The organism is Thioclava sp. F36-6 (genome assembly GCF_002020305.1).
Taxonomy (GTDB): Bacteria; Pseudomonadota; Alphaproteobacteria; order Rhodobacterales; family Rhodobacteraceae; genus Thioclava; species Thioclava sediminum.
Genome location: NZ_MPZX01000001.1, coordinates 90,729 through 114,154, shown reverse-complemented (window position 1 = coordinate 114,154; position 23,426 = coordinate 90,729). Strand labels below are relative to the sequence as shown.

Below are 23,426 nucleotides of genomic sequence, written 5' to 3'. Positions count from 1 at the left end.
TCGCTTAGGTCGGACCCTCAGATCAAACCCGCATGGGCCATCGCGGCGTCGATCGCGGCCTTCGTCTCGGGCAGAAGCTCGGTCAGCGGCAGACGCACTTCGGCCGAGCACATGCCCAGCTTCGACATCGCGTATTTCGCGCCCGCGACGCCCGGCTCGAGGAAGATCGCCATATGCAGCGGCATCAGCTTGTCCTGATAGCTCAGCGCCTTGGCGTAATCGCCCGCAAGCGTCGCCTCCTGGAACTCGGCGCAAAGCTTCGGCGCGACGTTTGCAGTCACCGAGATGCAGCCCACGCCGCCATGCGCGTTGAAGCCGAGCGCGGTCGCATCCTCGCCCGACAACTGGATGAAATCGGGCCCGCAGGTCGCGCGCTGCATCGACACACGCTCCAGCTTTCCGGTCGCGTCCTTCACACCGACGATGCGCGGCAGCTTGGCCAGCTCGCCCATGGTCTCGGGGATCATGTCGATCACCGAGCGGCCGGGGATGTTGTAGATCACGATCGGCAGTTCGCAGGCATCGTGCAGCGCGCGGTAATGCTCGATCATGCCGCGCTGCGTCGGCTTGTTGTAATAGGGTGTCACGACGAGCGCCGCATCGGCCCCGGTTTCGGCCGCGTGCTGGATCAGACGGACGCCTTCGGCGGTCGAGTTCGAGCCCGCGCCCGCGATGATCGGGATACGGCCCTTCGCGGCTTTCACGACCTCGGTGATGACGGTCATATGCTCGGCATGGCTCACCGTCGGGCTTTCACCTGTGGTGCCGACCGGCACGAGGCCGTGGCTGCCCTGGTCGATATGCCACTCGACGAGTTTCTTGAGCGTGTCCAGATCCAGTTCGCCGTCCTTGAACGGCGTGACCAGTGCGGGAAGAGACCCTTTGAACATGACACGCTCCTTTTTTGGTTGGGCCGGGGGGTGAGTCGTCCCGGCGGAAATCGGCCGGGTTATAGGCGGTTGCGCGACGGTTGCCAACTTGTGATTCATCCCCATCTGTGAGAGGCCCGTATCAAAGGGACAAACCCGCGACCACGAGCAGCCATGATGATCCGACGCCAGTTCCTCGCCGCACTTGCGGCTTCGAGTTTCGCGCTCTCGCCGGCCGCGCTTCGCGCCGCGAGTTCCGCGCTGTCCGATGCTTTCGCCGCGGCCAATTCCGGCAACTGGGACGAGGCTGAAAATCTCGCGCGTCGCGTCGGCCCCCTGGGCTTCGATGTCATCGAGTGGAAACGGCTGCGCGACGGCGAAGGCGATTTCGCCGACTATCTCGATTTCGCCACCCGCCGCGCCGATTGGCCCGGCATGCCGTGGCTGCGCGAGAAGGGCGAGGCCAAGCTCGATGGCATACCGCCGCGCGAGGTGATCGCCTATTTCAAACTTGGCCCGCCGCAGACCGGCACCGGCGCGCTGGCGTTGATAGGCGCGCATCTTGCCCTGGGACAGAAGGCGCTGGCGGCCGAGGTCGCCAAGACCGCGTGGCGCCAACTGCCAATGGACGAAGACGAGCAGGCGAAGTTCTTGGCCGACTACCCTTCGCTTATCTCTGCCGATCATGGCGGGCGGATGCAGAACATGCTCGATCGCGGACATCTGTCGGATGCGCGCCGGATGATCGGTTTGGTCACGCCGGGCACCAAGGCCGTCGCCGAGGCGCGGATCGCCCTGCAGGCGCGCGAGAATGGCGTGGACGATCTCGTCGCCGCCGTGCCCGGCTATATGGTCGAACGCTCCGCAGGGCTTGCTCGCGACCGCGCGATGTGGCGCTGGCGCGCGGGGCTGGAAGACGGGGCGGCAGAGCTGATCCTCGAGCGGTCGAAATCCGCGACCGATCTGGAAGATCCCGACCTTTGGGCGACACTCCGCGGCTATCAGTCGCGCTGGGACCTGCGCGCGGGCAACACGCAACGCGCCTATAATCTGGCCGCCTCGCACCATCTGGAACCGGGCGGTGCCGATTACGCCGATCTCGAATGGGTGGCGGGCTATGCCGCCCTGAAACTGGGCCGCGCCGATACGGCCTACAGCCATTTCCACAACCTCGAAAAGGCGGTGGACGGGCCGATCTCGTCGTCGCGGGCATGGTATTGGCAAGGCCGCGCGCTGGAGGTTCTGGGCCGCAGCGACGAAGCCAAGGCCGCATGGCGCAAAGGCGCGGAAAATCAGGACGCCTATTACGGGCTCCTGTCGGCGGAGCGGCTGAACCTGTCCTTGCCCGCGAATTTCGCCAAGGGCCCCGACCTGCCCGACTGGCGGCGCTATAAGCTGCGTCATTCTTCCGTCTTCAAGGCCGCGCAGCTGCTTTACGAGGCCGGCGAAAACGAGCTGGGCGCGCGCTTCGTGCTACATCTCGAGGAAAGCCTCGGGCCGGGAAATTTCGGCGCGCTCACGAAGTACGCGCTTGAGGAGGACGACACCTATCTCGCGCTGATCATCGGCAAACGCGCCGCGCTGAAGGGCGAGATCATCGCGCAGGCGCTCTGGCCGATCCCGGGGCTGACGAGCCATGATCTGGGCGTGCCGGAAGAAGTCGTCCTCGCGGTCGCACGGCGCGAAAGCCAGTTCGCGATCGGCGTGGGATCTCCGGTCGGCGCGCAGGGCCTGATGCAGCTTATGCCCGGCACCGCGAAGATGATGGCGGATAAAACCGGCCTGCCCTACGAGAAGGCGCGGCTGACGACGGATGCGACCTATAACCTCAAACTGGGCGGCGCCTATCTGGCCGAGCTGCGTGACGAATTCGGACCGTCTTCGGTGCTGGTCGCCTCGGGCTACAACGCAGGGCCCGGACGTCCGCGCAACTGGATGGAAGATCGCGGCGACCCGCGGATCGGCACGGTCGACGTGATCGACTGGGTCGAGATGATCCCCTTCACCGAGACCCGCAACTACGTCATGCGCGTTTCCGAGGCGATCCCGCCCTACCGCGCGCGGCTGGGCAAGGGCGAGGTGAAATTCACCGACATCCTGCGCGGTGACGTGACCGATTGAGGGGCGCTGCCCCTCGGCCTGACGGCCTCACCCCGGGATATTTGAACCAAGCCGAAAGAGGCGGTCACGCCTCTTGGGCCACCCGTGCGCGCCACAGGGTAAAGAGCCCCGCGCTGACCACGACCCCCGCGCCGATCACCACGTTCCACTCCAGTGTCTCGCCGAAAACGACGACGCCCAGCGTCGAGGCGAAGACCAGCTGCAGATAGGCGAAGGGCTGGATCGCAGAGGCCTCGGCCACCTCATAGGCCTTGATAAGCAGGAAATGCCCGGTCGCGGCGGTGAAGCACAGCACGACCATCCACGCCCAGTCCGACGCGATCATGTTCTCCCAGTGCCAGATGCCAACTGCCGTGATCACCAGTGCCCCGATCACGCCAGTGTAGAAGAAGGACACCGAGGTCGGATCGACGCGGCCCACATAGCGCGTCATCAGCGAGTAGAGCGCGAACAGCGTCGCCGCCGCCAGCGGGATCAGCGCATAGGGAGAGAACACACCGAAGCCGGGCTTGAGGATGATGAGCACCCCGATGAAGCCCACACCGATCGCCGCCACGCGCCGCCAGCCGACCTTCTCGCCCAGCACCGGCCCGGAGAGCGCCGCGACCAGCAGCGGGTAGCAGGCGAAGACCGCATGGGAATGGACGAGCCCGAGATAGACGAAGGCCTGCACCATCACGACCACCTCGGTGATCAAGATGAGCGAGCGGATCACCTGCGCCCAAGGCAGGCCCGAGCGCGTCGCCCGCTTGATCCCACCGGGGCTGCGCGCTGCGATTACCAGCACGAAGGCCGCGAAGAACCAGAAGCGCACCATAAGCGCCATGTAGACGTTATAGGTCTCGGCCAGATGGCGCGAGATGCCATCCTGAAGCGCGAAGATGAAGGTCACGGCGACCATCAGCGCGATGCCGCGGCGGGTCGATTGTTCAACCATGTTTCACCCCGCGCGACATGTGGCGTTTGCGCCCGAAACCCGGGCTGCGGCTGACCTCGAAGCCCGCGGCCTCGAGGGCGCGGCGCACGAAGCCAGCCGCCGTATAGGTCGCGAAGGAGCCGCCCGGCACCGTATGGGCGCCGACCTCGGCCATCAGATCGTCGCCCCAAAGCTCGGGGTTTTTCGCGGGCGAAAACCCGTCAAGGAACCACGCATCGGCCACGCTGTCCCAAGCGGGAAGCGCCGTGCGCGCGTCACCTTCGATGATCTCCACCGCGATCGGACCGAGTTGAAACTGGCGCTGCCCTGCAGCCCAGGCTTCCAGATAAGGACCGGCCACGGGCGCGACCTCCGGAAATGCGTCCAGCGCCCGCGCGATCTCGTCGGCCTCCATCGGGTAGGCCTCGAAGGAGGTGAAGCGGATCGGGCAATCCTCTGGACAGCTCAGCCGCAGCGCCAGCAGGTTCAACCCCGTGCCGTAGCCCAGCTCGGCTACGTGAAAGCCGGGACGCAGCCGCGCGGGCAGCTCATTGCCCGCCAAGAACACGTGTCGCGTCTCGTCCAGACCGCCCGCAAGGCTGAAATAGGGATCGTCGAACCGCCGCGAGACCGGCACAAGGTCATCGCGCCAATCGAGATCGGCTTTGCTCTGGTCAGGGGCGTTCATCGGGGATAGTCCACAGTCTCCGGCCCAGCCTTGAAGCAGGAGGCGCGAAATGACAAGCGGCAGACACGACATAACCGTGCGCGGCGGCGGCATCTTCGGCCTCGCGATCGCATATCAGGCAGCAAGGCGCGGCGCGAAGGTCCGGCTCATCGAACGCAGCCGCATCGGCGCGGGCAGCTCGGGCGGCCATGTCGGCGCGCTCGCCCCGCATGTGCCGGAGAACTGGAACCCCAAGAAACAATTCCAGTTCGAGAGCCTGCGCATGGCGGAAGCCTTCTGGGCGGACGTGCAGCGCATCGGTGGCGGCGATCCGGGCTATGCGCGTCTCGGGCGGCTGCAGCCGTTGGCGGATGAGGCGCAGATCGCGCGCGCCAAGGACCGAGCGGCTGGGGCGGCCGAGCTGTGGCAGGGCTTCGCCACATGGCGCGTGGCCGAGGCTGCGGAATTCGGCGCCTTCGCGCGCCCCTCGCCCACCGGGCTCGTGATCCACGACACGCTCACGGCGCGCGCCAATCCGCGCGCCGCCGGGGCTGCGCTGGTCGCAGCGCTCGAAGCGATGGGCGCGGAGATCGTGTTCGGCGAGGCCGACGAGGTTGGTCCGGTCATCCACGCGACCGGCGCCGAAGGTCTGGCCGCGCTGAACGCGGTGGTCGGCAAGACCATCGGCACCGGGGTGAAGGGCCAATCGGCACTCTTCCGATATGCGGCCGGCGACGTGCCGCAGCTTTTCGCGGAGAGCCTCCACATCATTCCCCATTCCGATGGCACGGTCGCGATCGGGTCGACCTCCGAGCGCGAATTCGACGCCCCAGACACGACCGATGCACAGCTCGACGCGCTGATCGAGAAGGCGCGCAAACTGTGCCCGCCCCTCGCCGAGGCTCCGGTGATCGACCGCTGGGCCGGGGTGCGCCCACGCGCCAAATCGCGCGCGCCGATGCTGGGTGACTGGCCCGACCGTCCGGGGCATTTCATCGCCAATGGCGGGTTCAAGATCGGCTTCGGCATGGCGCCGAAAGTGGCCGAGGTGATGGTCGATCTGGTGCTGGAGGGGCGCGACACGATCCCCGAAGGCTTCCGCGTGACCGATAACCTCTAAGGGGCTCCGCCCCCGACCTGCGGCCTCCCCCGGGATATTTGTCCCAAGAGGAAGAAAAACGCCCGGCTCGAACCCGGCTGCGGGCGGCAGGCCGGGCGCTTCCCCTTGGGCGGTCATCGGCGTCCCCGCCTGTTCCGCGAGATCAGGGTCAGGCGATTCTGGTTATGGAAGGTTTAACTTCCTCTTGGCGGAAATATCCCGGGGGGCGTGCGTCAGCGCGCGGGGGCAGCGCCCCCTCCGACATGACCCGCCCGCGAGACCTCTGCCTCGGTGATCCCGAAGCGAGGCGCGAATTTCTTCCGTGCCGCGATAAGGCGCGGATCGTCGGGGCGCAGGCCGAGGGTCCGGATGAACTCGACGCGGCTTTGGGTCTTGAGTTGATCGCGCGAAATCGCGGTGCCCATCAGCCGGTCGATCACCTCGCCCCCTGCTGTGACATGAAACCATTTCGAGAAGTCGCGGAAATGGTGCTGGTTGTGCAGCGTCGAGACATGGCGCTCGATTGCGGTCTTCTTCACGGTGACATGGGCGGTCGTGTGGAACCATTCATAGGCGAGGAAGGTCGCAGCGCCCCCAAGCGGCACGACGGCCACGGCGATATCGAACGCATAAGGCACGCCGATCAGCGACAGCACCGCCCAAAGGAGCGCGGTATTGCCCACGAGCACCGGCACGATCACCGAGAGCGGCGCAAACAGAAGCGGCCAGCAGGTGGGGAATTCGTGGTGGCCGTAATGCACCCGGTAGAGCCAGTTGAAGGCCCATTGCCGCTTCGGCGGCGCCATGTGGAAGATGTAGCGGTGGAGCCCGTATTCGTTGAGCATCTGCGCCGGGATCCCCAACAGCGCGACCGCCCAGAGCCACCAAGGCCCCTGCGCGATCCAATAGGCCGCCGCGGCGACGACTGCGATCATCACCCAGATCGACAGATGGGACAGCATCAGCCGCATCCGCATCGCGAAAGTCTCCCGAAATCTCCTCCGGGGATCAGCCTGCCACGGGTTACGCGCGCGTCAAAGCGTTTCGCAACGTCAGGGCCAGTCCGTCGCTCTCGTCGTCAGTCGTTCTCGTGCGGGATGTTCTTTTCCCGCTCGACCGCCAGTTCGCCCTTCGAGGTATCGGCATCGGCGGTGTGCACCGCCCAGTCGCCCTCGCCTGCGGGCTTCGGCAGCTTCTCGGCTGGCCAGTCGCGGAAGATATTGGCCTTCGAGATGAAATGCGCGGTGATCGGGGCCGTCAGGAAGATGAAGATGGTGACCATCAGCTCGTGCAGGGTCAGGTGGCCCTGCTTCACCGCAAACCAGACCATCGAGGCGATCAGGATCGCGCCCACGCCCAGCGTCGCGGCCTTGGTCGGCGCGTGCAGGCGCGTCATCGGGTCGGGCAGCTTGACCAGCCCGAAGCTGCCGACGAGGCCGAAGATGCCGCCGATCACGAGCAGCGCGGAAATCAGGATATCCCAGAACAGTTCCATCACGCCCTCACTCGATAATGTCGCCGCGCAGGATGAATTTGGCGAAGGAGACCGTCGCCACGAAGCCCGTCATTGCGTAAAGGATCGACGCCTCGAAGAAGAGCGCCGTGCCCTCCCAGATGCCGAACAGCACGATCATCGCGATCGCGTTGATCGCCATCGTGTCGAGCGCGAGGACCCGGTCGGTCACGCCCGGCGCCTTGACGACCCGGTAGAGGTTGAACAGCAGCGCCAGCGAATAGCAGGCGATGGCGAAGATCAGGGCATAGGTGATCATTCGAAAATCTCCTTCAGGCGGGCCTCGTAGCGGGACTTGATCTCGTCGCGCACCTCATCGGCATCGGGCGCATGCAGCGCGTGGACCAGCAGCGAGTGCCCGTCGGCGGCCAGCTCCGCCGTCAGCGTTCCGGGCGTCATCGTGATCGTGCCCGCCAGCACCGTCACCGCCTCGGGCGTGACGATATCGAGCGGCACCGTGACCCAGGCGGGGTGCAGCTTGGAATTGGGCATGAAGAGCACGATCTTCGCCACGGTGATATTCGCGACGATGATATCCCAGATCACGATGAAGATGTACTCGATGATCTTCAGCGGCTTCGCGAAACGCGGGCGCGCGGGCCAGTAGGGCGCGGTGATCCACGGGATCACGAGACCCACGAGGATCGCGAAGACCAGCGAATTGAGCGTGTAGCTATTGGCTAGCATCAGCCAGACCATCACCAGCGTGACGGTCAGGTAGGGGTGGGGAAGGATCTTGCGGATCATCTCTTTGCTCCCCTCAATGCGCCGCGGCGGGGGCGTCCTGCCCCGTCTCGGTTCCGGTGTGGGTGTCGGCCTGATCGGCGGGCTGAGTGTCGGCATGCGGGTCGGCGGCATTGGCCTCGCCGCCATGCGCGTCCTCGGCCTGCATTTCCTCGCTCACTTCCATATGGCCATGCTCATGGGCGCCGATGCGTGCCGCCTCCTGTGCGCGCTCTTCCGCGCCGGCGAGAACCGCGTCGATATATTGCGACGGCGTGAACAGCTGCGCGGAGGTGCCCTGCAGCCAGGTGCTCGCAGGTCCGGCCAGCGCGGTCAGCGCCACCGACCCGGCCAGCAGGATACCGGTCGCGGTAAAGGCGAGGCCCGGAGAACTCGCATCCTTCGGCGCGGGCGGCAGATCGTCCTCCTCGGCCTCGACCGCGTAGGAGCGCCAGAACACCTGACTACCTGCGCGGGCATAGCCCACGATGGCGATCAGCGAGGTCACGAGAACCGTCGCCCAAAGCGCCCATTGGCCGCGCGTCGCATCCAGGATCATCAGCTTGCCGAGGAAGCCCGAGAGCGGCGGCATCCCGGCCATCGCGATTGCGCCCATGAAGAACATGCCCGCCATCAGCCCGTGGTTCTTCATCAGTGGCGCATCGGTAAAGCCGAGCCCCCAGCGCCCGCGCCGCTCGCGCACGAGATCGGCGATCAGGAACATCGCGCCGGCGGTCAGCGTCGAGTGGATCATGTAGTAAAGGCCCGCCGAAGTGGCGCCTTGGGTGAATTGCGCAAATGCCAGCATCATCGTCCCGACCGAGCCGATCACCGCATAGGCCACCGTGCGGCCCATGTCGCGAGCGCCGAGAATACCGATCATCCCGATCGCCAGCGTCAGGAAGGCGGAGGGCAGAAGGACGTCATGGGCAAGCGTGCCGATCGTACCAGTGATCGGGAAGATCAGGGTATAGACGCGGACGATCGCATAGGTCCCGACCTTGGTCATGATCGCAAACAGCGCCGCTACCGGGCCGGGCGCATTCGTGTAGGTCGCGGGCAGCCAGAATTGCAGCGGCACCAGCGCGGCCTTGACCGCGAAAACCAACATCAGAAGCGCCGCGCCGACCTTGATCAGCGCCGTCTGCTCGGTCGGCATCTCGGCCACCTTCACCGCGAGATCCGCCATGTTGAGCGTGCCGGCCGTCGCGTAGATCGTCCCCAGCGCGAAGAGGAACAGCGTCGAGCCCGCGAGGTTGTAGACCACGTATTGTACGCCCGATTTCAGCCGCGCGCGCCCGCCGCCATGGATCATCAGACCGTAGGAGGCGATCAGCAGAACCTCGAAGAAGACGAACAGGTTGAACGCGTCGCCCGTCAGGAAGGCGCCGTTGATCCCCATCATCTGGAACTGCATCAGCGAGTGGAAATGCCAGCCGCGCTTGTCCCAGCCAGAGCCGATCGCATAGAGCACGATCACGAGGCCGAGGATCGAGGTCAGCAGCAGCATCAGCGCCGACAGCCGGTCGAGGACCAGCACGATGCCATAGGGCGGCTCCCAGTTGCCGAGGCGATAGACCTCGGGCGGGCCCATCGAGGCCGACACTATCAGCACGATGGCCAGCACCAGCAGCGCCGACATGCCGAGGATCGAGGCCACGCGCTGCGTGACCAGATCGTAGCGCATCCACAGCACGATCAGCGGCGCGAGCATCGCCGGGATCAGGACGGGCGCGATGATCCAATGCTCCATCATTGGCCGTCCTCCTCTTCCTCGAGGTCGATGCGGTCATTGCCCGCCTCGATGAAGGCGCCAAGCGCGAGCATCACGACCACGGCGGTCATCCCGAAGGAGATCACGATCGCGGTCAGGACCAGCGCCTGCGGGATCGGGTCGGTATAGGAGGTGACGCCGTCGCGCAGGATCGGCGGCTGGTTGATCACCAGACGACCGGTGGCGAACAGGAACACGTTCACCGCGTAGGACAGCAGCGACATGCCCACCACCACGGGGAAGGTGCGCAGACGCAGGATCATGTAGATGCCGGCGGCGGTCAGCACGCCGATGGCCGATGCAACGAGCACTTCCATCAGTGATCGCCCCCGTTGGTCTTCTTGTTCTCGTGCACGGTGTCACGCTCGTTCTGGGTGGCTTCGCGCGCGGCGCGGGCGGTCTTCCACCAGCGGCGCGGCACTTTGGCTTCGGGCGGATAGGGCCCGGCCGAGAGCGGCGCGAGCACGCGGGCCTCCGGCTTCTCGGCCGCGATATGCGCGCCCTCCTCGCCGCCTTCCTCGCCCATCGCGGCACGGCGCGCGAGGCGGCTCAGCCCGCCAAGCGCCAGCATCACCGAGCCCACGACGCCGAGGAACACGCCGAGGTCGAAGCCCGCAGCGGTCGCCAGCTCGAACTTGTCGAGACCGGGCAGTTTCACATAGCCGAAATCGGAGGTCAGGAAGGGCATGTCGTTGAAGAAGGCCCCGGCCCCGGTGATCCCTGCGACCAGCACGCCCGACGCGATCAGCACGTGGTAATAGACCTTCTGGCGCGCCTGCGTCCACGCAAAGCCCGAGGCCATGTATTGCGTCACCAGCGCGATCGCGACCACGAGACCGGCGATGAAGCCGCCGCCGGGCGCATTGTGGCCGCGCAAGAAGATATAGAGCCCCACGACCAGCGCGATCGGCATCATCACCCGCGTCACGATCAGCAGCATCAGCGGGTGCTTGTCGCCGCCACGCGGCACGTCGGGGCGCCACGCGATCAGCTTGCGCGAGGACGCGCCCTGCAGCAGCGCCTCGGTCAGCGCGAAGATCACCAGCGCGGCGATGCCCAGCACCGTGATCTCGCCGAACGTATCGTAGCCACGGAAGTCCACGAGGATCACGTTCACCACGTTGTCCCCGCCCGCAAGGTTGTAGCTGTTGTCGAGCATGTAGCCGGACATCGTCGGGAAGGCGAAATCGCGGGTCAGCAGCGCGTAGATCAGCCCCGAGACCGCGACGCCCGCCGCGACCGAAAGCCCGACGTCAAAGCCGATCTTCATCCGGCTGGATTCGATCGAGGTGATCTTGGGCAGGAAGTTCAACGCCAGGAGCATCAGCACCGTCGTCACGATCTCGACCGAGATCTGCGTCAGCGCGAGGTCGGGCGCCGAGAGGAAGATAAAGGAGATCGAGACGGTCAGGCCGACGATCCCGATCAACACCAGCGCGAGGATGCGGTTGTGATGGAAGGCGACGATACACATCGTGGCCGTCAGCAGCAGCAGCCACGAGGTCGCCGCCGCGCCGTTCACCGGCGTCAGCGCACGGGTCTGCGGCCCCAGCGTGCCGCTCATGAAGGCATAGAGCCCCACGCCGACCGCAGTTATCGTGAACAACATCAGGTAACGCGCCATCGCGCCGGTATGCAGCCCCTGCGTGATCCAGGCCGCAAGGCTCTGCACCTTCGCGACCACCCAGTCGAACATCACCTTGGCCTCGGGGCGCGGAGTGGCGTCCCAGAGGCGCTGGAACGGGCGATGCGCCGCGAGCAGAGCGATACCGCCAGTGACGGCAATGGCCGACATGATCAGCGCCGGCGTGACGCCGTGCCAGATCTTCAGCTCGTGCATGTGATAGCCGCCACCGACGACCGCATTGGTCGCCATCTGGACATAGCCGCCCGCCACCGCCATCGGGAACAGACCGATCGCGATCACGAGGAAGGCGAGGAAGGCCGGGCTGATCCACATGCCGAAGGGCGGATCATGCGGGGTCTTCGGCAGATTCTCCGGCGGCGGGCCGAAGAAGCCGTGACTGATGAAGCGGAAGGCATAGGTGGCCGAGAACAGCGCCGCGATCGTGGCAAGCACCGGGATCAGCCAGCTATTGTCGAGCCATTTCGTATGGGCCGCGGCTTCCAGCATCATCTCTTTCGAGAGGAACCCGTTGAAGAAGGGAATGCCCGCCATCGACAACGCCGCGATGGTCGCGATCACGAAGGTGATCGGCATCAGCTTGCGCAGCCCCGAGACGCGGGTCAGATCGCGCGTGCCCGCCTCGTGATCGACGATGCCCGCCGACATGAAGAGCGCCGCTTTGAAGGTCGCGTGGTTGATGATGTGGAACACGGCGGCCAGCGCCCCGGCTTCGGTCCCTAGTCCCAGCATGAAGGTTATGAGCCCCAGATGCGAGACCGTCGAGAAGGCCAGAAGAGCCTTCATGTCGTGTTTGAAGATCGCGATCTTCGCGGCGATCAGCATTGTGATCAAACCAACGCTCGCCACGATATAGAACCATTCCGGCGTGCCCGAGAGCACCGGCCACATCCGCGCCATCAGGAACAGCCCCGCCTTCACCATCGTGGCGGAGTGCAGATAGGCCGAGACGGGCGTCGGCGCCGCCATCGCGTGCGGCAGCCAGAAATGGAACGGGAACTGGGCGGATTTGGTGAACGCGCCGCCGAGGATCAGCAGCAGCGCCGGGATGTAATAGGGGCTCGCCTGAATGGCGTCCTTGTGCTGCAGGATTTCCGAGATGTCGTAGCTGCCCGCGATATTGCCGAGGATCAGCATCCCCGCGATCATCGACAGGCCGCCCAGACCGGTCACGGTCAGCGCCATGCGCGCGCCCTGACGCCCTGCCGGCAGGTGTTTCCAATAGCCGATGAGCAGGAAGGAGCTAAGCGAGGTCAGCTCCCAGAAGATCAGCAATAGCAGGATGTTGTCGGACAGCACGATGCCCACCATCGCGCCTTGGAACAGCAGCAAGTAGGTGTAGAACTGACCGACCGGGTCCTTGTTCGACAGGTAAAACCGCGCATAGAGGATGATCAGCAACCCGATCCCGAGGATCAGCGTCGCGAACAGCATCCCCAGACCGTCGATCCAGAAATTCACGTTCAGGCCCAGCCAGGGCAGCCAGTCGATCTTGGTCTCGACGACACCACCCGCCATCACGGTCGGCAGGTTCAGCAACAACCCAAGCAGCGCCAGCCCCGTGAACAGGGCCGAAACCGCGGCGGCATTGTTGCGTCCGGTGCGGATAAGGATCGACGGCATGGCTGCGCCCAAGAAGGGCAAAGCGGCGATCAAGGCAGGCGACATCTTCTCTCCGGTCCGTTCTTTGGCGGGCCTTGGGGCGATGGATGCGACCGCACTCTCCCCCCGCGCAAGCATTACTTTACCTGCGCACAGGGGGCATGTCTGTCAAGCTTCGCGACGGCGTTTCCTGAGTAGAATCGCAAGGCATTGTGCGGAGGCCGCCTCAAAGCGACAGCGATCGGCCCCTCTCCCGCCATTTTGCACATGCGGCATTCTGCGGCACAAATGTCGCTGAATCGGCGGGAAATCGCGCTTTTCGATGCATGGATGGGCGATGTTATGCGAGAATCGCATGGCTCGACCCTGTCCGTCCGATGGGCCTCGCATACCCTCTTGCAGTTTTTCTGGGCATGTGGCTATGCAAAATGCAGCACGGTGGTTTTTCTCCGTGCGAAGCGACTGTAATCGCAGGGAAACAGATGCCTAATCCCCGCACTGTGCAAGTGCCCCAATTCTCCCGCCGACAGCTCCTCGCCGCCGGTTCCGCTTTTGGCGCGTTCGCCGCCGCGGGAGGCTGGCCCGGTCATGCGCTCGCGCAAGACAGCGCCGCCCCGGCCGAACCCGCTACCGCTCCCACCCCGCCCCCCGCCGCACCGCAGCAATCGCCGTTTTCTTTCGACGATCTCGCGGCACGGATGCAGAAGGCCGCGAAGGGAGACGCCGTCCCGCCCGAGACCAGCTCGGCCGATTTCCTGAGCAAGCTGGATTACGACAGCTACCGGATGATCCGCTTCGACCCGGACAAGTCGCGCTTCGAGAATATCGAAGACACGCGCTTCGAGTTGCAGGCCTTCCATCTGGGCTGGCTTTTCAAAGAGCCGGTGCATCTCTCAAGCGTCGAAAACGGGCAAGCGAGCCCGATGAACTTCTCGACCGACGATTTCATCTACCAGAGCAAAGCCCGCAAGATCGTCCCCGAACATGCCGATCTTCCGGGCATCGCGGGCTTCCGGCTGAACACGCCGCTCAACCGCCCCGATGTCATGGACGAGCTGATCGCGTTCCAGGGCGCGTCCTACTTCCGCGCGCTCGGCCGGGGTTCGGCCTATGGCCTGTCGGCCCGCGGGCTTGCCGTGAACACCGGCGTCTCAGTCGCCGAAGAATTTCCGCGTTTCACCCAGTTCTGGGTCGAGACGCCGACCTCGGGCGCGACCTCGATCACCGTCTTCGCCGAGATGCACTCCGCCTCGCTGACGGGGGCCTACAAATTCGTCATCACCCCGGGCGAGGCGACCTCGGTCGACGTGACCGCGCGGCTCTTCATCCGCGAGGATATCCAGCAGCTCGGCGTCGCGCCGCTGACCTCAATGTTCCTCTACGGACCGCGCAACCGGCATAATTTCGACGACTACCGCCCGCGCGTGCATGACAGCGACGGGCTGGCGATCGAGCAGGCCGATGGCGACAAGTTGTGGCGCCCGCTGCAGAACCCCAACAAGCTCGCCTCCTCCTATTTCGCCGAGAGCGCGCCGCAGAGCTTCGGCCTCTATCAGCGCGAGCGCGAATTCGATCACTATCAGGACGCCTCGGCCCGCTACGAGCGCCGCCCCTCGGTCCGCGTGACACCGCAGGGCGACTGGGGCAAGGGCATGGTTCGGCTGGTCGAGATCCCCTCGAAACTCGAGGTGAACGACAATATCGTCGCCTTCTGGGTGCCCGAAGCTCCGGCAAAAGCAGGCGATGCGCTGGAATTCGCCTATCGGCTGGAATGGGGCGATCTGCCCCCCGATCCGAGCGATCAGCGCGCCTATGTGGACCAGACATGGGCCGGGACCGGCGGTGTCTCGGGCGTCGAGAACACCAAGGGCACCCGGAAATTCGTCATTGATTTCAAGGGCGGAGAGATTTCGCGCCTGCCGGCCTCCGCCGTCGATGAAATCAAACCCGTCACTCACGCGAACAAGGGCAAGATCGAAACGCAGACCCTTTCGAAGGTCGAACAGGACAATGTCTGGCGTCTCGTGCTGGATATTTCCGCCGATGACGACGCGCCCGTGGAACTCTCTGCCACTCTTGCCGGTTTTGGACGGAACCTCTCCGAGACCTGGCTTTACCAGTGGACCAAATCATGAATTCTATTTTGACGCTGCCGGCAGTGCCGGCGCTGACCGACCAGCCGCGCGCCCAGCGCCGGCTATCGCCCGAAGACCTCGTTGCCGGGCCCGCCGCGCTGCCGGTGGCCCCGATGGCCATGCCTGCCCAACAGATCGAACCCGATCTTCGGCTGAGCACCCGGCTCGCCCGGATGCTGACCCGCCGCCCGGTCGGGGAAGGCACCTGACATGTCCGCGCTCGCGCGTCCTCGCGGCGCATTGCTGATCGGCCTGCGCGCTCTGGCGCTCGGGCTCGCCGCGCTTGCGGGTATCGGCGCCTTCGTTCTGTTCATTCAGTTCGGCCAGGCCGACGGCTTGCAGACGCTCGACGTGGTGCGCGCGCTCCTGATCCTGATCTCGACGCTCTGGCTCGCCTGGGGCGCGGTGCAGGCGCTGATCGGGCTGACCTCGCGCGCCGAGCCGCCGCCGCGCGTGGACCCGCACGCGCGCATCCAGGGCCGCACCGTCGTGCTGGTGCCGGTCTATAACGAAGACCCGGTCTCCACCTTCTCGCGCGTGGCCGCGATGGATGCCTCGCTCGCCGCGACCGGCGACGATGCGGAGGTGCATTTCGCGATCCTCTCGGACACCCGCAAGGACGACATCGCCCAGCGCGAGGTGCAGGTCTTCGCCCATCTCGTGGAAGAGCGTGACGCGCTTGGCCGGTTCTTTTATCGCCGCCGCACCAACAACGTGGGCAAGAAGGCCGGCAATATCGAGGATTTCATCACCCGCTCCGGCGCGGCCTATGATTACGCGCTGATCCTCGATGCCGACAGCCTGATGGAAGGCGAGACGATCCTGCAGATGATCCGCCGGATCGAGGCCGAGCCGCGTCTCGGCCTGTTGCAGACCCTGCCGAAAGTGGTGCGGGGAAGCTCGCGCTTCGCCCGTGCGATGCAATTCTCGGCCAGCTTCTTCTCGCCCGTCTTCGCGCGCGGCCTTGCGATGCTGCAGGGCAGGACCGGCCCGTTCTGGGGCCACAACGCCATCGTGCGCACGCGCGCCTTTGCCGAAAGCTGCGGCCTGCCCGCGTTGACGGGCCAACCGCCCTTCGGCGGGCATGTGATGAGCCATGACTATGTCGAGGCAGCACTTCTGGCGCGCAACGGCTGGCTGGTGCGGCTCGACGACGATCTGGAAGGCTCCTTCGAGGAAGGCCCCGAGAATATCGTCGATCATGCCAAGCGCGACCGACGCTGGTGTCAGGGCAACCTGCAACATGCGCGCATCATCGGCGCACCGGGGCTGCGCGGCTGGTCGCGGTTCGTCTTTGCGCAGGGCATCATGGCCTATATCGCGCCCCTGTTCTGGCTGGGCTTTCTCGTCGCCTCGGTTGCGGCGCCCCTGTTCGTGCCGCCGCCGGATTACTTCCCCGAGCCTTACTGGCCCTTCCCCTATTTCCCGCCGTCGGAAGCCTCGAAAGCGATCGGCCTCGCCATCGGCATCTTCGGGCTTCTGCTGGTGCCGAAACTGCTGATCGCGGCGCGTGCGGCGATGAACGGTACAGCGCGCGGCTTCGGCGGCGGCAATCTCGCCTTCGCCTCGACGCTGGGCGAATTGCTGTTCTCCTCGCTCACCGCCCCGGTGCTGCTGGCCTTCGCGACGCGCTCGGTCTTTCAGGTGCTGTTCGGCGCGGATGGCGGCTGGCCCACCAATAACCGCGGCGACGGACGGCTGAGCGTGGCCGACGGGTTCACCGCGGCGTGGTGGATCGTGGCGATCGGCGCGACAGGCCTTGCCGTCACATGGTGGCTCGCGCCGGGTCTGCTGTTCTGGCTGCTGCCGGTGGGCCTGCCGATGGTCGCCGCGCCGTGGCTGATCTCGTGGTCGTCGCAGCCGTCGCGCTCGCAGCTGATGCTGGTGCCGAGCGAAATCGACACGCCCCGCATCCTGCGTCTGCACGATGCGATCTTCACCCGCTGGGAAAACGCTTTCCCGACCCCCGAGGGCGACCGCGCCGGCTTCGCGGACGCCCCTCACCGGAGCCCCGCACATGCGTAATATCGCGCTGATGAAACCCGGGCGCGACCTGCGGATCGATCTGTTCCGCGGCCTCGCGCTGGTGATGATCTATATCGATCACATCCCGGGCAATCTCTACGAGAACTTCACCTCCCGCAATCTGGGCTTCTCGGATGCGGCGGAGGGCTTCGTCTTCATGTCCGGCCTCGCCGCCGCGCTGGCCTACGGTCCGGCGCTGGCGAAGGGGCTGAGCTGGGAAGGCACCTCGCGGCTCTGGGGCCGGGCGTGGCTTCTCTATCTCGTGCATATCCTGACCGCCGTCTGGGCGATCGCGATCGTCTCCGCCGCCGTGCAGTTCTGGGGCAACGAGGCGATGCTGTCCAAGAACGCGATGAAGATCTATGGCACCGATCCCTTCGGCTTCCTGATCGGGATCGCGACGCTGGGTCACCAGCTGGGCTATGTGAACATCCTGCCGATGTATATGGCACTCTTGTTGATGGCGCCCGCGCTGATCCGGATCGGACAGCGCAGCAAATTGGCGCTGCTAGCGACCTCGGTCGGGCTTTGGGTGGCGACGGGGCTGTTCCGGCTGAACCTGCCGAACTACCCGATGGAGGGCGGCTGGTTCTTCAACCCGCTGGCGTGGCAACTGGTGTTCAGCCTCGGCATCCTGACCGGGCTGTCGCTGCGCCAGGGCAAGCGGCTGGTGCCGGTGAAAGGCTGGATCATCGCGCTCGCAGCGGGCTGGCTGGCGCTGACCTTTGTCTGGATCCACAACGGCTGGATGCTGAAGAATTTCGGCCACGCGGTCTGGCAGTTGCGCCAATGGAACGTGCCCTTCTTCATCGCGGGCTTCGACAAGACCTTCGTGTCGCTGCCGCGCCTGTCGCACCTGCTGGCGCTCGCCTACATCCTGTCGCTGCCGGGGATCATCCCGCGCATCGCCGAGGCGCGCGTGCTGGAGCCGATCCGAATGCTGGGACGTCACTCGCTGCCGATCTTCGCGCTCGGCACGGTGCTGGCGATCGCGGGCCAGACGGTGAAGCAGGTACATCCGGGCGGGTTCTGGCAGGATACGCTGCTGATCTTCGGCGGGCTCGCGCTGCAATTCGCCTTCGCCTACGGGCGCGACAATTTCGGCGCGAAGGCCGTGGCGCGACGTCGGAAGGCGCGCGAAGAGACGGAGCCCGCACCGGCCCCCGTGCGGCTGCACGCAGCCGAATAGCTCAGCTCAGGATCAGGCCGTCCGAACGGGCCGCTTGTTCCTTGATCGCTTTCACGGCGGCCTGAACCTTCGGCGTCCGGTGCAGATCGACATGGGTCACCAGCCACAGGTTGGTGTCCCAGGTATCGTAAGGCTTCACCACCTCTTCGAGCGTCGGATCGGCACGGCCCATCGGCACGGTCAGGAAGCCCAAGCCCAGACCCGCCTTGATCGCATCGACTTGGCTTTCATGCTCGTTCGCGCGGAACACGACCTGCTCATCGGGCACATTGTCGCGCAGCCAGCGATAGAACGGCGCGCGGCTGTCGCGGTTGTCGTTCGAGACGAAGCGATGCTTGGCGAGCTCTTCCTTCGAGCGCGGGATCCCGAAGCGCTCGACATAGGCGTGGCTCGCATAGAGCGCGTTTTGCATCCGGCCCAGCGACTGCACGACGTTATCGGGCTCGGTCGGGCGGTTGCCGGCGCGGATCGCGACATGCGCCTCGCCATATTCCAGCCGGAACACGCGCTGATCGGTCAGGTAACGCAGACGCAGCCCGGGATATTCGCCCAGCAGCTTTTCCATCGCGGGCAGCACCAGCACCGAAACCGCGGTCAGCGACGTCACGATCAGCTCGCCCGTCACTTCGTCCCCTGCCCCCGCGATCCGGGCGGCGAGCTGGCTGAACTGGTCCTCGGTCGCCTGCCCCACGGAGAGCAATTGCTGCCCTGCTTCGGTCGGCGTGTAGCCACGCGGATGGCGCTGGAACAGCTTGGTGCCCAGCTTGTCTTCCAGAGCGTCGACATGGCGGATCACCGTTGCGTGGTGAACGCCCAAAACCTCTGCCGCCCCAGAGACGGTGCCGATGCGCGCCACGTGGAAAGCGGTGCGGATTTCATCCCAACTGTCAAAGCTCATGCTGTGCATCCGTGAACATAATCTGCTCGATCATGCCCGTTGCGTTCTGGATTGCAAGAGACAAGTAAGGCGCAGACCGAAATTCACGACCCCACATCGAACACGTTTTACGGAGTCCTCCCCATGACCAAGACCCTGCGTATCGACAGCTCCATCAAGGGCGACGCGTCGATCTCCAAACGCCTCACCGACAAGATCGTCGAGCGGATCGGCGGCGACGTCACCGCCCGCGACGCGACCGCCATTCCTTCCATCGACGGCGCATGGATCGGCGCGGCCTATACCCCTGCCGACCAGCGCAGCGATGAGCAGAAAGAGCTGCTCGCCCTGTCCGACGAGCTGATCGCCGAACTCAAGGCCGCCGACACGCTCGTCATCGGTTGCGGCGTCTACAACTTCGGCGTCACCGGCCCCCTCAAGCACTGGATCGACATGGTCTGCCGCGTCGGCGAGACCTTCCGCTACACCGAAGCTGGCCCCGAAGGCCTCGCTGGTCCGAAGCGCGTTGTCATCGCCTACTCCTCGGGCGGCGTGCCGCAGGGCTCCGCCTTCGATTTCGCGACGCCCTACATCAAGCAGGTTCTGGGCTTCATCGGCATCACTGACGTGACCGTGGTCGCAGCCGAGGGCGTGAACCTCGATGAAGATGCGGCGATCGCCAAGGCCGAGACCCAGATCATCGAACTCGCAGCCTGATCCCCCAGTCTGCAAAGACGTTCCCTACCTCCCCAGACTGGCCCCGTGGTTGACTCCGCGGGGCCTTTGTCATAGTTCACGCGAGATTTCCCCGGAGGACGAATCCCTCCGGTCCCGGCATGAGGTCGGGATCGCCACCAGTCAGCGCGTTGCGCCCACTGGTGCGCTTGTCGTTTGTCCCGGCCCCAATCACAGGAGGGTGGCCCATGTTCGAAAGTCTATCAGAGCGCCTAGGTGGCGTCTTCGACCGGCTGACCAAACAAGGTGCGCTTTCCGCCGATGACGTGAAAACGGCCATGCGCGAAGTGCGCGTCGCGCTTCTCGAAGCCGACGTTTCGCTGCCGGTCGCCCGCCAGTTCATCAAATCGGTCGAGGGCAAGGCCACCGGCGCGGCCGTCACCAAATCGGTCACACCGGGCCAGCAGGTCGTCAAGATCGTCCATGACGAGCTGATCAAGATGCTCGCGGGCGAAGAGGCCGCCGATGCGCTGAAGATCGACAACCCGCCCGCGCCGATCCTGATGGTCGGCCTGCAGGGCTCGGGTAAGACCACCACCACCGCCAAGCTCGCCAAGCGTCTCAAGGACCGCGAAGGCAAGCGCGTGCTGATGGCCTCGCTCGACACCAACCGCCCCGCCGCAATGGAGCAGCTGCAGATCCTCGGCACGCAGATCGGCGTCGACACGCTGCCGATCGTGAAGGGCGAAAGCGCCGTGCAGATCGCCAAGCGCGCGAAGCAGCAGGCGACACTCGGCGGCTATGACGTCTACATGCTCGACACCGCGGGCCGTCTGCATATCGACGAAGTGCTGATGGACGAGGTTCAGGCGGTGCGCGATGTCGCGAACCCGCGTGAGACCCTCCTCGTTGTCGATGGCCTGACCGGTCAGGACGCGGTGAACGTCGCGACCGAGTTCGACGAGAAGGTCGGCGTCTCGGGCGTCGTTCTGACCCGGATGGACGGCGACGGTCGCGGCGGTGCGGCGCTCTCGATGCGCGCGGTCACCGGCAAGCCGATCCGCTTCGTGGGCCTGGGCGAGAAGATGGACGCGCTCGAGACCTTCGAGGCCGAGCGCATCGCGGGCCGCATCCTCGGCATGGGCGATATCGTCGCCCTCGTGGAGCGCGCGCAGGAAACGCTGGAACAGGAACAGGCGGAGCGCATGGCCAAGCGCTTCCAGAAGGGCCTGTTCAACATGAACGACATGAAGAACCAGCTTGAGCAGATGATCAAGATGGGCGGGATGCAGGGCGTCATGGGGATGATGCCGGGCATGTCGAAATACGCCAAGCAGGCCGAAGATGCGGGCCTGAACGACAAGACGATCACCCACCAGATCGCGCTCATCAACTCGATGACCAAGAAAGAGCGCGCCAACCCGCAGATCCTTCAGGCGAGCCGCAAGAAGCGCATCGCGGCGGGCGCAGGCCTAGAGGTGTCCGACCTCAACAAGCTGCTGAAGATGCACCGCCAGATGTCCGACTCGATGAAGAAGCTCTCGAAGATGGGCAAGGGCGGCATGATGAAACAGGCGATGAAGATGATGGGCGGCAAGGGCGGCGGTGCGCCGGATCTGGCCAACATGGATCCCGCCGAGGTCGAAGCCGCGGCGAAGGCGATGGGCGGCAAGATGCCCAAGGGCGGCATGCCCGGTCTGGGCGGCGCGCTGCCGCCGGGCCTGTCGGGTTTCGGCAAGAAGAAGTGATCCGATGACCGTCGCGCTCTCCCCCACCCCTGTTCTCGAGACCGAGCGTCTCGTGCTCCGCGCCCCGAAGGCTGCGGACTGGGAAGCATGGCGCGATTTCTACATGTCCGAGCGCAGCCACTGGTTCCGCCCGGTGAAGGAGCCGACTCCGGAAGCCGCATGGCGCAGTTTTGCTGCGATCACCGGCCATTGGGTTCTGCGCGGCTGGGGCATGTTCGTGATGACCGAGCGCGGCTCGGATCAGGGTTTCGGGGCGCTTGGCCCCTGGATGCCCGAGAGCTGGCCCGAGGCCGAGATCGCCTGGTCGGTCTGGTCGCAGGACGCCGAAGGCAAGGGCTACGTGGCCGAGGCCGCGCGCGCGGTGATCGCGCATGCGTTTGGCGCCCTGAACTGGTCGACCGCGGTCAGCTATATCGATCCGAACAACACCCGTTCGACCGCGTTGGCCGAGCGTCTGGGCGCGCGCCCCGACCCGCAGGCCGCCTATCCCGGGGAGCCGCCGATCGTCGTCTGGCGTCACCCCGCACCGAAGGAGGCCGCCGCATGAGCGATTCAACCACCCGTGCCGCTGAGTTGCTGAAAGAGCATCGCGACAGCATCGACCGGCTCGATGCGGTGATGATCTACACGCTGGCCGAACGCTTTGCCCAGACGCAGGCCGTCGGCAAGCTGAAGGCAGAGCACGACCTTCCGCCCTCCGATCCCGATCGGGAGGCCAAGCAGATCGCCCGGCTCGAAAAGCTGGCGAGCGATTCCGGGCTCGATCCGGAATTCGCGAAGAAGTTCCTCAATTTCGTGATTTCGGAAGTGATCCGGCATCACGAGAAATTCCAGAAATGACGGGCCATCCGGCCCATCACCAGCCATCCAAAGGAGACAACTGACATGGCTATGAAAATCCGCCTCGCTCGTGGGGGTTCCAAGAAGCGTCCGTTCTATTCGATCGTCGCTACCGACTCGCGCATGCCGCGTGACGGCCGCTTCCTCGAGAAGCTGGGCACCTACAACCCGCTGCTCCCGAAAGACAGCGAAGACCGCGTGAAAATGAACATCGAGCGCGTGAAGTACTGGCTCGACCAGGGCGCGCAGCCGACCGACCGCATCGCGCGCTTCCTCGAAGCCGCCGGCGAGCGCAGCAAGCCGACCCGCGCCAACATGAAGAAAGCCGTTCCGGGCAAGAAAGCCCAGGAGCGCGCCGAGCAGCGTGCCGCCAAGGCCGCTGAGGCGAACGCTGAAGAAGCACCCGCCGAAGAATAATCGGCAGCTATGGATGGCTGGTGGGCCGGGCGCGATAGGTGCCCGGCCCCTGCCCCATCCGATCTAGCACAGAGGACCGCATCATGACCCAACCCGAACGCGTCTGCGTGGGTGCCATTGCCGGAGCTTTCGGCGTGCAGGGCGAAGTGCGCCTCAAGAGTTTCTGCGCCGAACCCGAGGATATCGTGGGCTACGCCCCGCTTTATACCGAAGACGGCGCGCGCCAGTTCGACGTGACACTGACACGGGGCCTGAAGAACGGGCTTGGCGTGAGGCTGTCGGGCGTGGCCACGAAGGAAGAGGCCGATGCGCTGCGTGGCGTGACCCTCTGGGCCGACCGCGACAAGCTGCCCTCGCTTCCTGACGACGAATTCTATCATGCCGACCTGATCGGGCTGACGGTGGTCGATACCGGCGGCACCAAGATCGGCACCGTGCGCGCGGTCCACAATCACGGCGCGGGCGACATCCTCGAAATCTTCGCGCCCGGGCGCAAACAGGCTCTGCTACTGCCCTTCACCAAAGCCATCGTGCCGACCGTGGACCTCGCCGCGCAGCGTATCGTCGCCGACCCGCCCGAGGATCTGTGAT

General features: G+C 65.3%; 23 protein-coding genes. 12 read left to right on the top strand and 11 right to left on the bottom strand.

The features are described from left to right. Nucleotides 1–17: 17 nt before the first annotated feature. Nucleotides 18–890 (bottom strand): 4-hydroxy-tetrahydrodipicolinate synthase, encoded by an 873-nt coding sequence (gene dapA, locus BMI88_RS00530; RefSeq protein WP_078545113.1) that lies wholly within the window; start codon nucleotides 888–890, stop codon nucleotides 18–20. 153 nt (nucleotides 891–1,043) lie between these two features. Here dapA and BMI88_RS00525 point away from each other — a divergent pair, with 153 nt between their 5' ends. Further along, a complete protein-coding gene (locus tag BMI88_RS00525) occupies nucleotides 1,044–2,990 on the top strand; it encodes a lytic transglycosylase domain-containing protein (protein WP_078545110.1) in 1,947 nt (648 codons plus the stop codon). A 64-nt stretch (nucleotides 2,991–3,054) separates the two neighbouring features. Here the strand turns inward: BMI88_RS00525 and BMI88_RS00520 are convergent, their stop codons facing one another. Together BMI88_RS00520 and mnmD are read right to left on the bottom strand one after the other, a co-directional pair. Beyond that, nucleotides 3,055–3,927: a DMT family transporter gene (locus tag BMI88_RS00520; RefSeq protein ID WP_078545106.1), complete on the bottom strand. Its 873-nt coding sequence runs from the start codon at nucleotides 3,925–3,927 to the stop codon at nucleotides 3,055–3,057. After that, a complete protein-coding gene (gene mnmD, locus BMI88_RS00515; protein WP_078545103.1) occupies nucleotides 3,920–4,594 on the bottom strand; it encodes a tRNA (5-methylaminomethyl-2-thiouridine)(34)-methyltransferase MnmD in 675 nt (224 codons plus the stop codon). The genes BMI88_RS00520 and mnmD overlap by 8 nt, the downstream gene beginning before the upstream one ends. A 49-nt stretch (nucleotides 4,595–4,643) precedes the next feature. On the opposite strand from mnmD, the gene BMI88_RS00510 reads away from it, so the two are divergent. After that, the gene (locus BMI88_RS00510) at nucleotides 4,644–5,693 is read left to right on the top strand and encodes an FAD-dependent oxidoreductase (RefSeq protein ID WP_078545100.1); all 1,050 of its coding nucleotides are present in this window, start codon (nucleotides 4,644–4,646) and stop codon (nucleotides 5,691–5,693) included. A 212-nt stretch (nucleotides 5,694–5,905) separates the two neighbouring features. On the opposite strand, the gene BMI88_RS00505 is transcribed toward BMI88_RS00510, so the two are convergent. The 7 genes from BMI88_RS00505 to BMI88_RS00475 all read right to left on the bottom strand — a co-directional run bounded on the left by BMI88_RS00505 (nucleotide 5,906) and on the right by BMI88_RS00475 (nucleotide 12,995). Continuing rightward, nucleotides 5,906–6,649, bottom strand: a complete 744-nt coding sequence (locus BMI88_RS00505) for a sterol desaturase family protein (RefSeq protein WP_078545097.1) — start codon at nucleotides 6,647–6,649, stop codon at nucleotides 5,906–5,908. A 101-nt stretch (nucleotides 6,650–6,750) separates the two neighbouring features. Then, nucleotides 6,751–7,167, bottom strand: a complete 417-nt coding sequence (locus tag BMI88_RS00500) for a Na+/H+ antiporter subunit G (protein WP_078545094.1) — start codon at nucleotides 7,165–7,167, stop codon at nucleotides 6,751–6,753. Nucleotides 7,168–7,174: 7 nt separating this feature from the next. Then, nucleotides 7,175–7,444, bottom strand: coding sequence for a K+/H+ antiporter subunit F (locus BMI88_RS00495; protein WP_078522019.1), 270 nt, complete (start codon nucleotides 7,442–7,444; stop codon nucleotides 7,175–7,177). Further along, nucleotides 7,441–7,932 carry a Na+/H+ antiporter subunit E gene (locus BMI88_RS00490; protein ID WP_078522020.1) on the bottom strand — a complete coding sequence of 164 codons (492 nt, stop codon included), beginning with the start codon at nucleotides 7,930–7,932 and terminating at the stop codon, nucleotides 7,441–7,443. Before BMI88_RS00490 ends, BMI88_RS00495 begins: the two co-directional genes overlap by 4 nt. Nucleotides 7,933–7,945: 13 nt before the next feature. Beyond that, nucleotides 7,946–9,661, bottom strand: coding sequence for a monovalent cation/H+ antiporter subunit D (locus BMI88_RS00485; protein ID WP_078547199.1), 1,716 nt, complete (start codon nucleotides 9,659–9,661; stop codon nucleotides 7,946–7,948). Further along, on the bottom strand, nucleotides 9,661–9,999 hold the full coding sequence (locus BMI88_RS00480; protein ID WP_078522021.1) for a Na+/H+ antiporter subunit C: 339 nt from the start codon (nucleotides 9,997–9,999) through the stop codon (nucleotides 9,661–9,663). The genes BMI88_RS00485 and BMI88_RS00480 overlap by 1 nt, the downstream gene beginning before the upstream one ends. Beyond that, complete coding sequence (locus BMI88_RS00475; protein ID WP_078545092.1) at nucleotides 9,999–12,995, bottom strand: monovalent cation/H+ antiporter subunit A; 2,997 nt, start codon at nucleotides 12,993–12,995, stop codon at nucleotides 9,999–10,001. The genes BMI88_RS00480 and BMI88_RS00475 overlap by 1 nt, the downstream gene beginning before the upstream one ends. 362 nt (nucleotides 12,996–13,357) lie before the next feature. On the opposite strand from BMI88_RS00475, the gene BMI88_RS00470 reads away from it, so the two are divergent. From BMI88_RS00470 to BMI88_RS00455, 4 genes are read left to right on the top strand one after another with little or no spacing between them, the layout of a single operon-like run. Beyond that, a complete protein-coding gene (locus BMI88_RS00470; protein ID WP_348638889.1) occupies nucleotides 13,358–15,064 on the top strand; it encodes a glucan biosynthesis protein in 1,707 nt (568 codons plus the stop codon). Further along, complete coding sequence (locus tag BMI88_RS00465) at nucleotides 15,061–15,273, top strand: hypothetical protein (RefSeq protein WP_078522025.1); 213 nt, start codon at nucleotides 15,061–15,063, stop codon at nucleotides 15,271–15,273. The genes BMI88_RS00470 and BMI88_RS00465 overlap by 4 nt, the downstream gene beginning before the upstream one ends. Nucleotide 15,274: 1 nt before the next feature. Further along, on the top strand, nucleotides 15,275–17,089 hold the full coding sequence (gene mdoH / locus BMI88_RS00460; RefSeq protein ID WP_078545086.1) for a glucans biosynthesis glucosyltransferase MdoH: 1,815 nt from the start codon (nucleotides 15,275–15,277) through the stop codon (nucleotides 17,087–17,089). Further along, a complete protein-coding gene (locus tag BMI88_RS00455; protein WP_168173915.1) occupies nucleotides 17,082–18,278 on the top strand; it encodes an OpgC domain-containing protein in 1,197 nt (398 codons plus the stop codon). The genes mdoH and BMI88_RS00455 overlap by 8 nt, the downstream gene beginning before the upstream one ends. Before the next feature lies 1 nt (nucleotide 18,279). Here BMI88_RS00455 and BMI88_RS00450 read toward each other — a convergent pair whose 3' ends face one another. Further along, nucleotides 18,280–19,176 carry a LysR family transcriptional regulator gene (locus BMI88_RS00450; protein WP_078545083.1) on the bottom strand — a complete coding sequence of 299 codons (897 nt, stop codon included), beginning with the start codon at nucleotides 19,174–19,176 and terminating at the stop codon, nucleotides 18,280–18,282. Between the two features lie 123 nt (nucleotides 19,177–19,299). On the opposite strand from BMI88_RS00450, the gene BMI88_RS00445 reads away from it, so the two are divergent. From BMI88_RS00445 to rimM, 6 genes are all read left to right on the top strand, one after another. Continuing rightward, the gene (locus BMI88_RS00445; protein WP_078545080.1) at nucleotides 19,300–19,872 is read left to right on the top strand and encodes an NAD(P)H-dependent oxidoreductase; all 573 of its coding nucleotides are present in this window, start codon (nucleotides 19,300–19,302) and stop codon (nucleotides 19,870–19,872) included. 206 nt (nucleotides 19,873–20,078) lie between these two features. Continuing rightward, entirely contained in the window at nucleotides 20,079–21,578 is a 1,500-nt protein-coding gene (gene ffh / locus BMI88_RS00440) for a signal recognition particle protein (protein WP_078545077.1), read from the top strand. Between the two features lie 4 nt (nucleotides 21,579–21,582). After that, entirely contained in the window at nucleotides 21,583–22,125 is a 543-nt protein-coding gene (locus tag BMI88_RS00435) for a GNAT family N-acetyltransferase (protein ID WP_078545075.1), read from the top strand. Continuing rightward, complete coding sequence (locus BMI88_RS00430; protein WP_078545072.1) at nucleotides 22,122–22,418, top strand: chorismate mutase; 297 nt, start codon at nucleotides 22,122–22,124, stop codon at nucleotides 22,416–22,418. The genes BMI88_RS00435 and BMI88_RS00430 overlap by 4 nt, the downstream gene beginning before the upstream one ends. A gap of 45 nt (nucleotides 22,419–22,463) precedes the next feature. Beyond that, the gene (gene rpsP, locus BMI88_RS00425) at nucleotides 22,464–22,835 is read left to right on the top strand and encodes a 30S ribosomal protein S16 (protein ID WP_078545070.1); all 372 of its coding nucleotides are present in this window, start codon (nucleotides 22,464–22,466) and stop codon (nucleotides 22,833–22,835) included. Between the two features lie 83 nt (nucleotides 22,836–22,918). Beyond that, nucleotides 22,919–23,425 carry a ribosome maturation factor RimM gene (gene rimM, locus BMI88_RS00420; protein WP_078545068.1) on the top strand — a complete coding sequence of 169 codons (507 nt, stop codon included), beginning with the start codon at nucleotides 22,919–22,921 and terminating at the stop codon, nucleotides 23,423–23,425. Nucleotide 23,426: the final 1 nt, after the last annotated feature.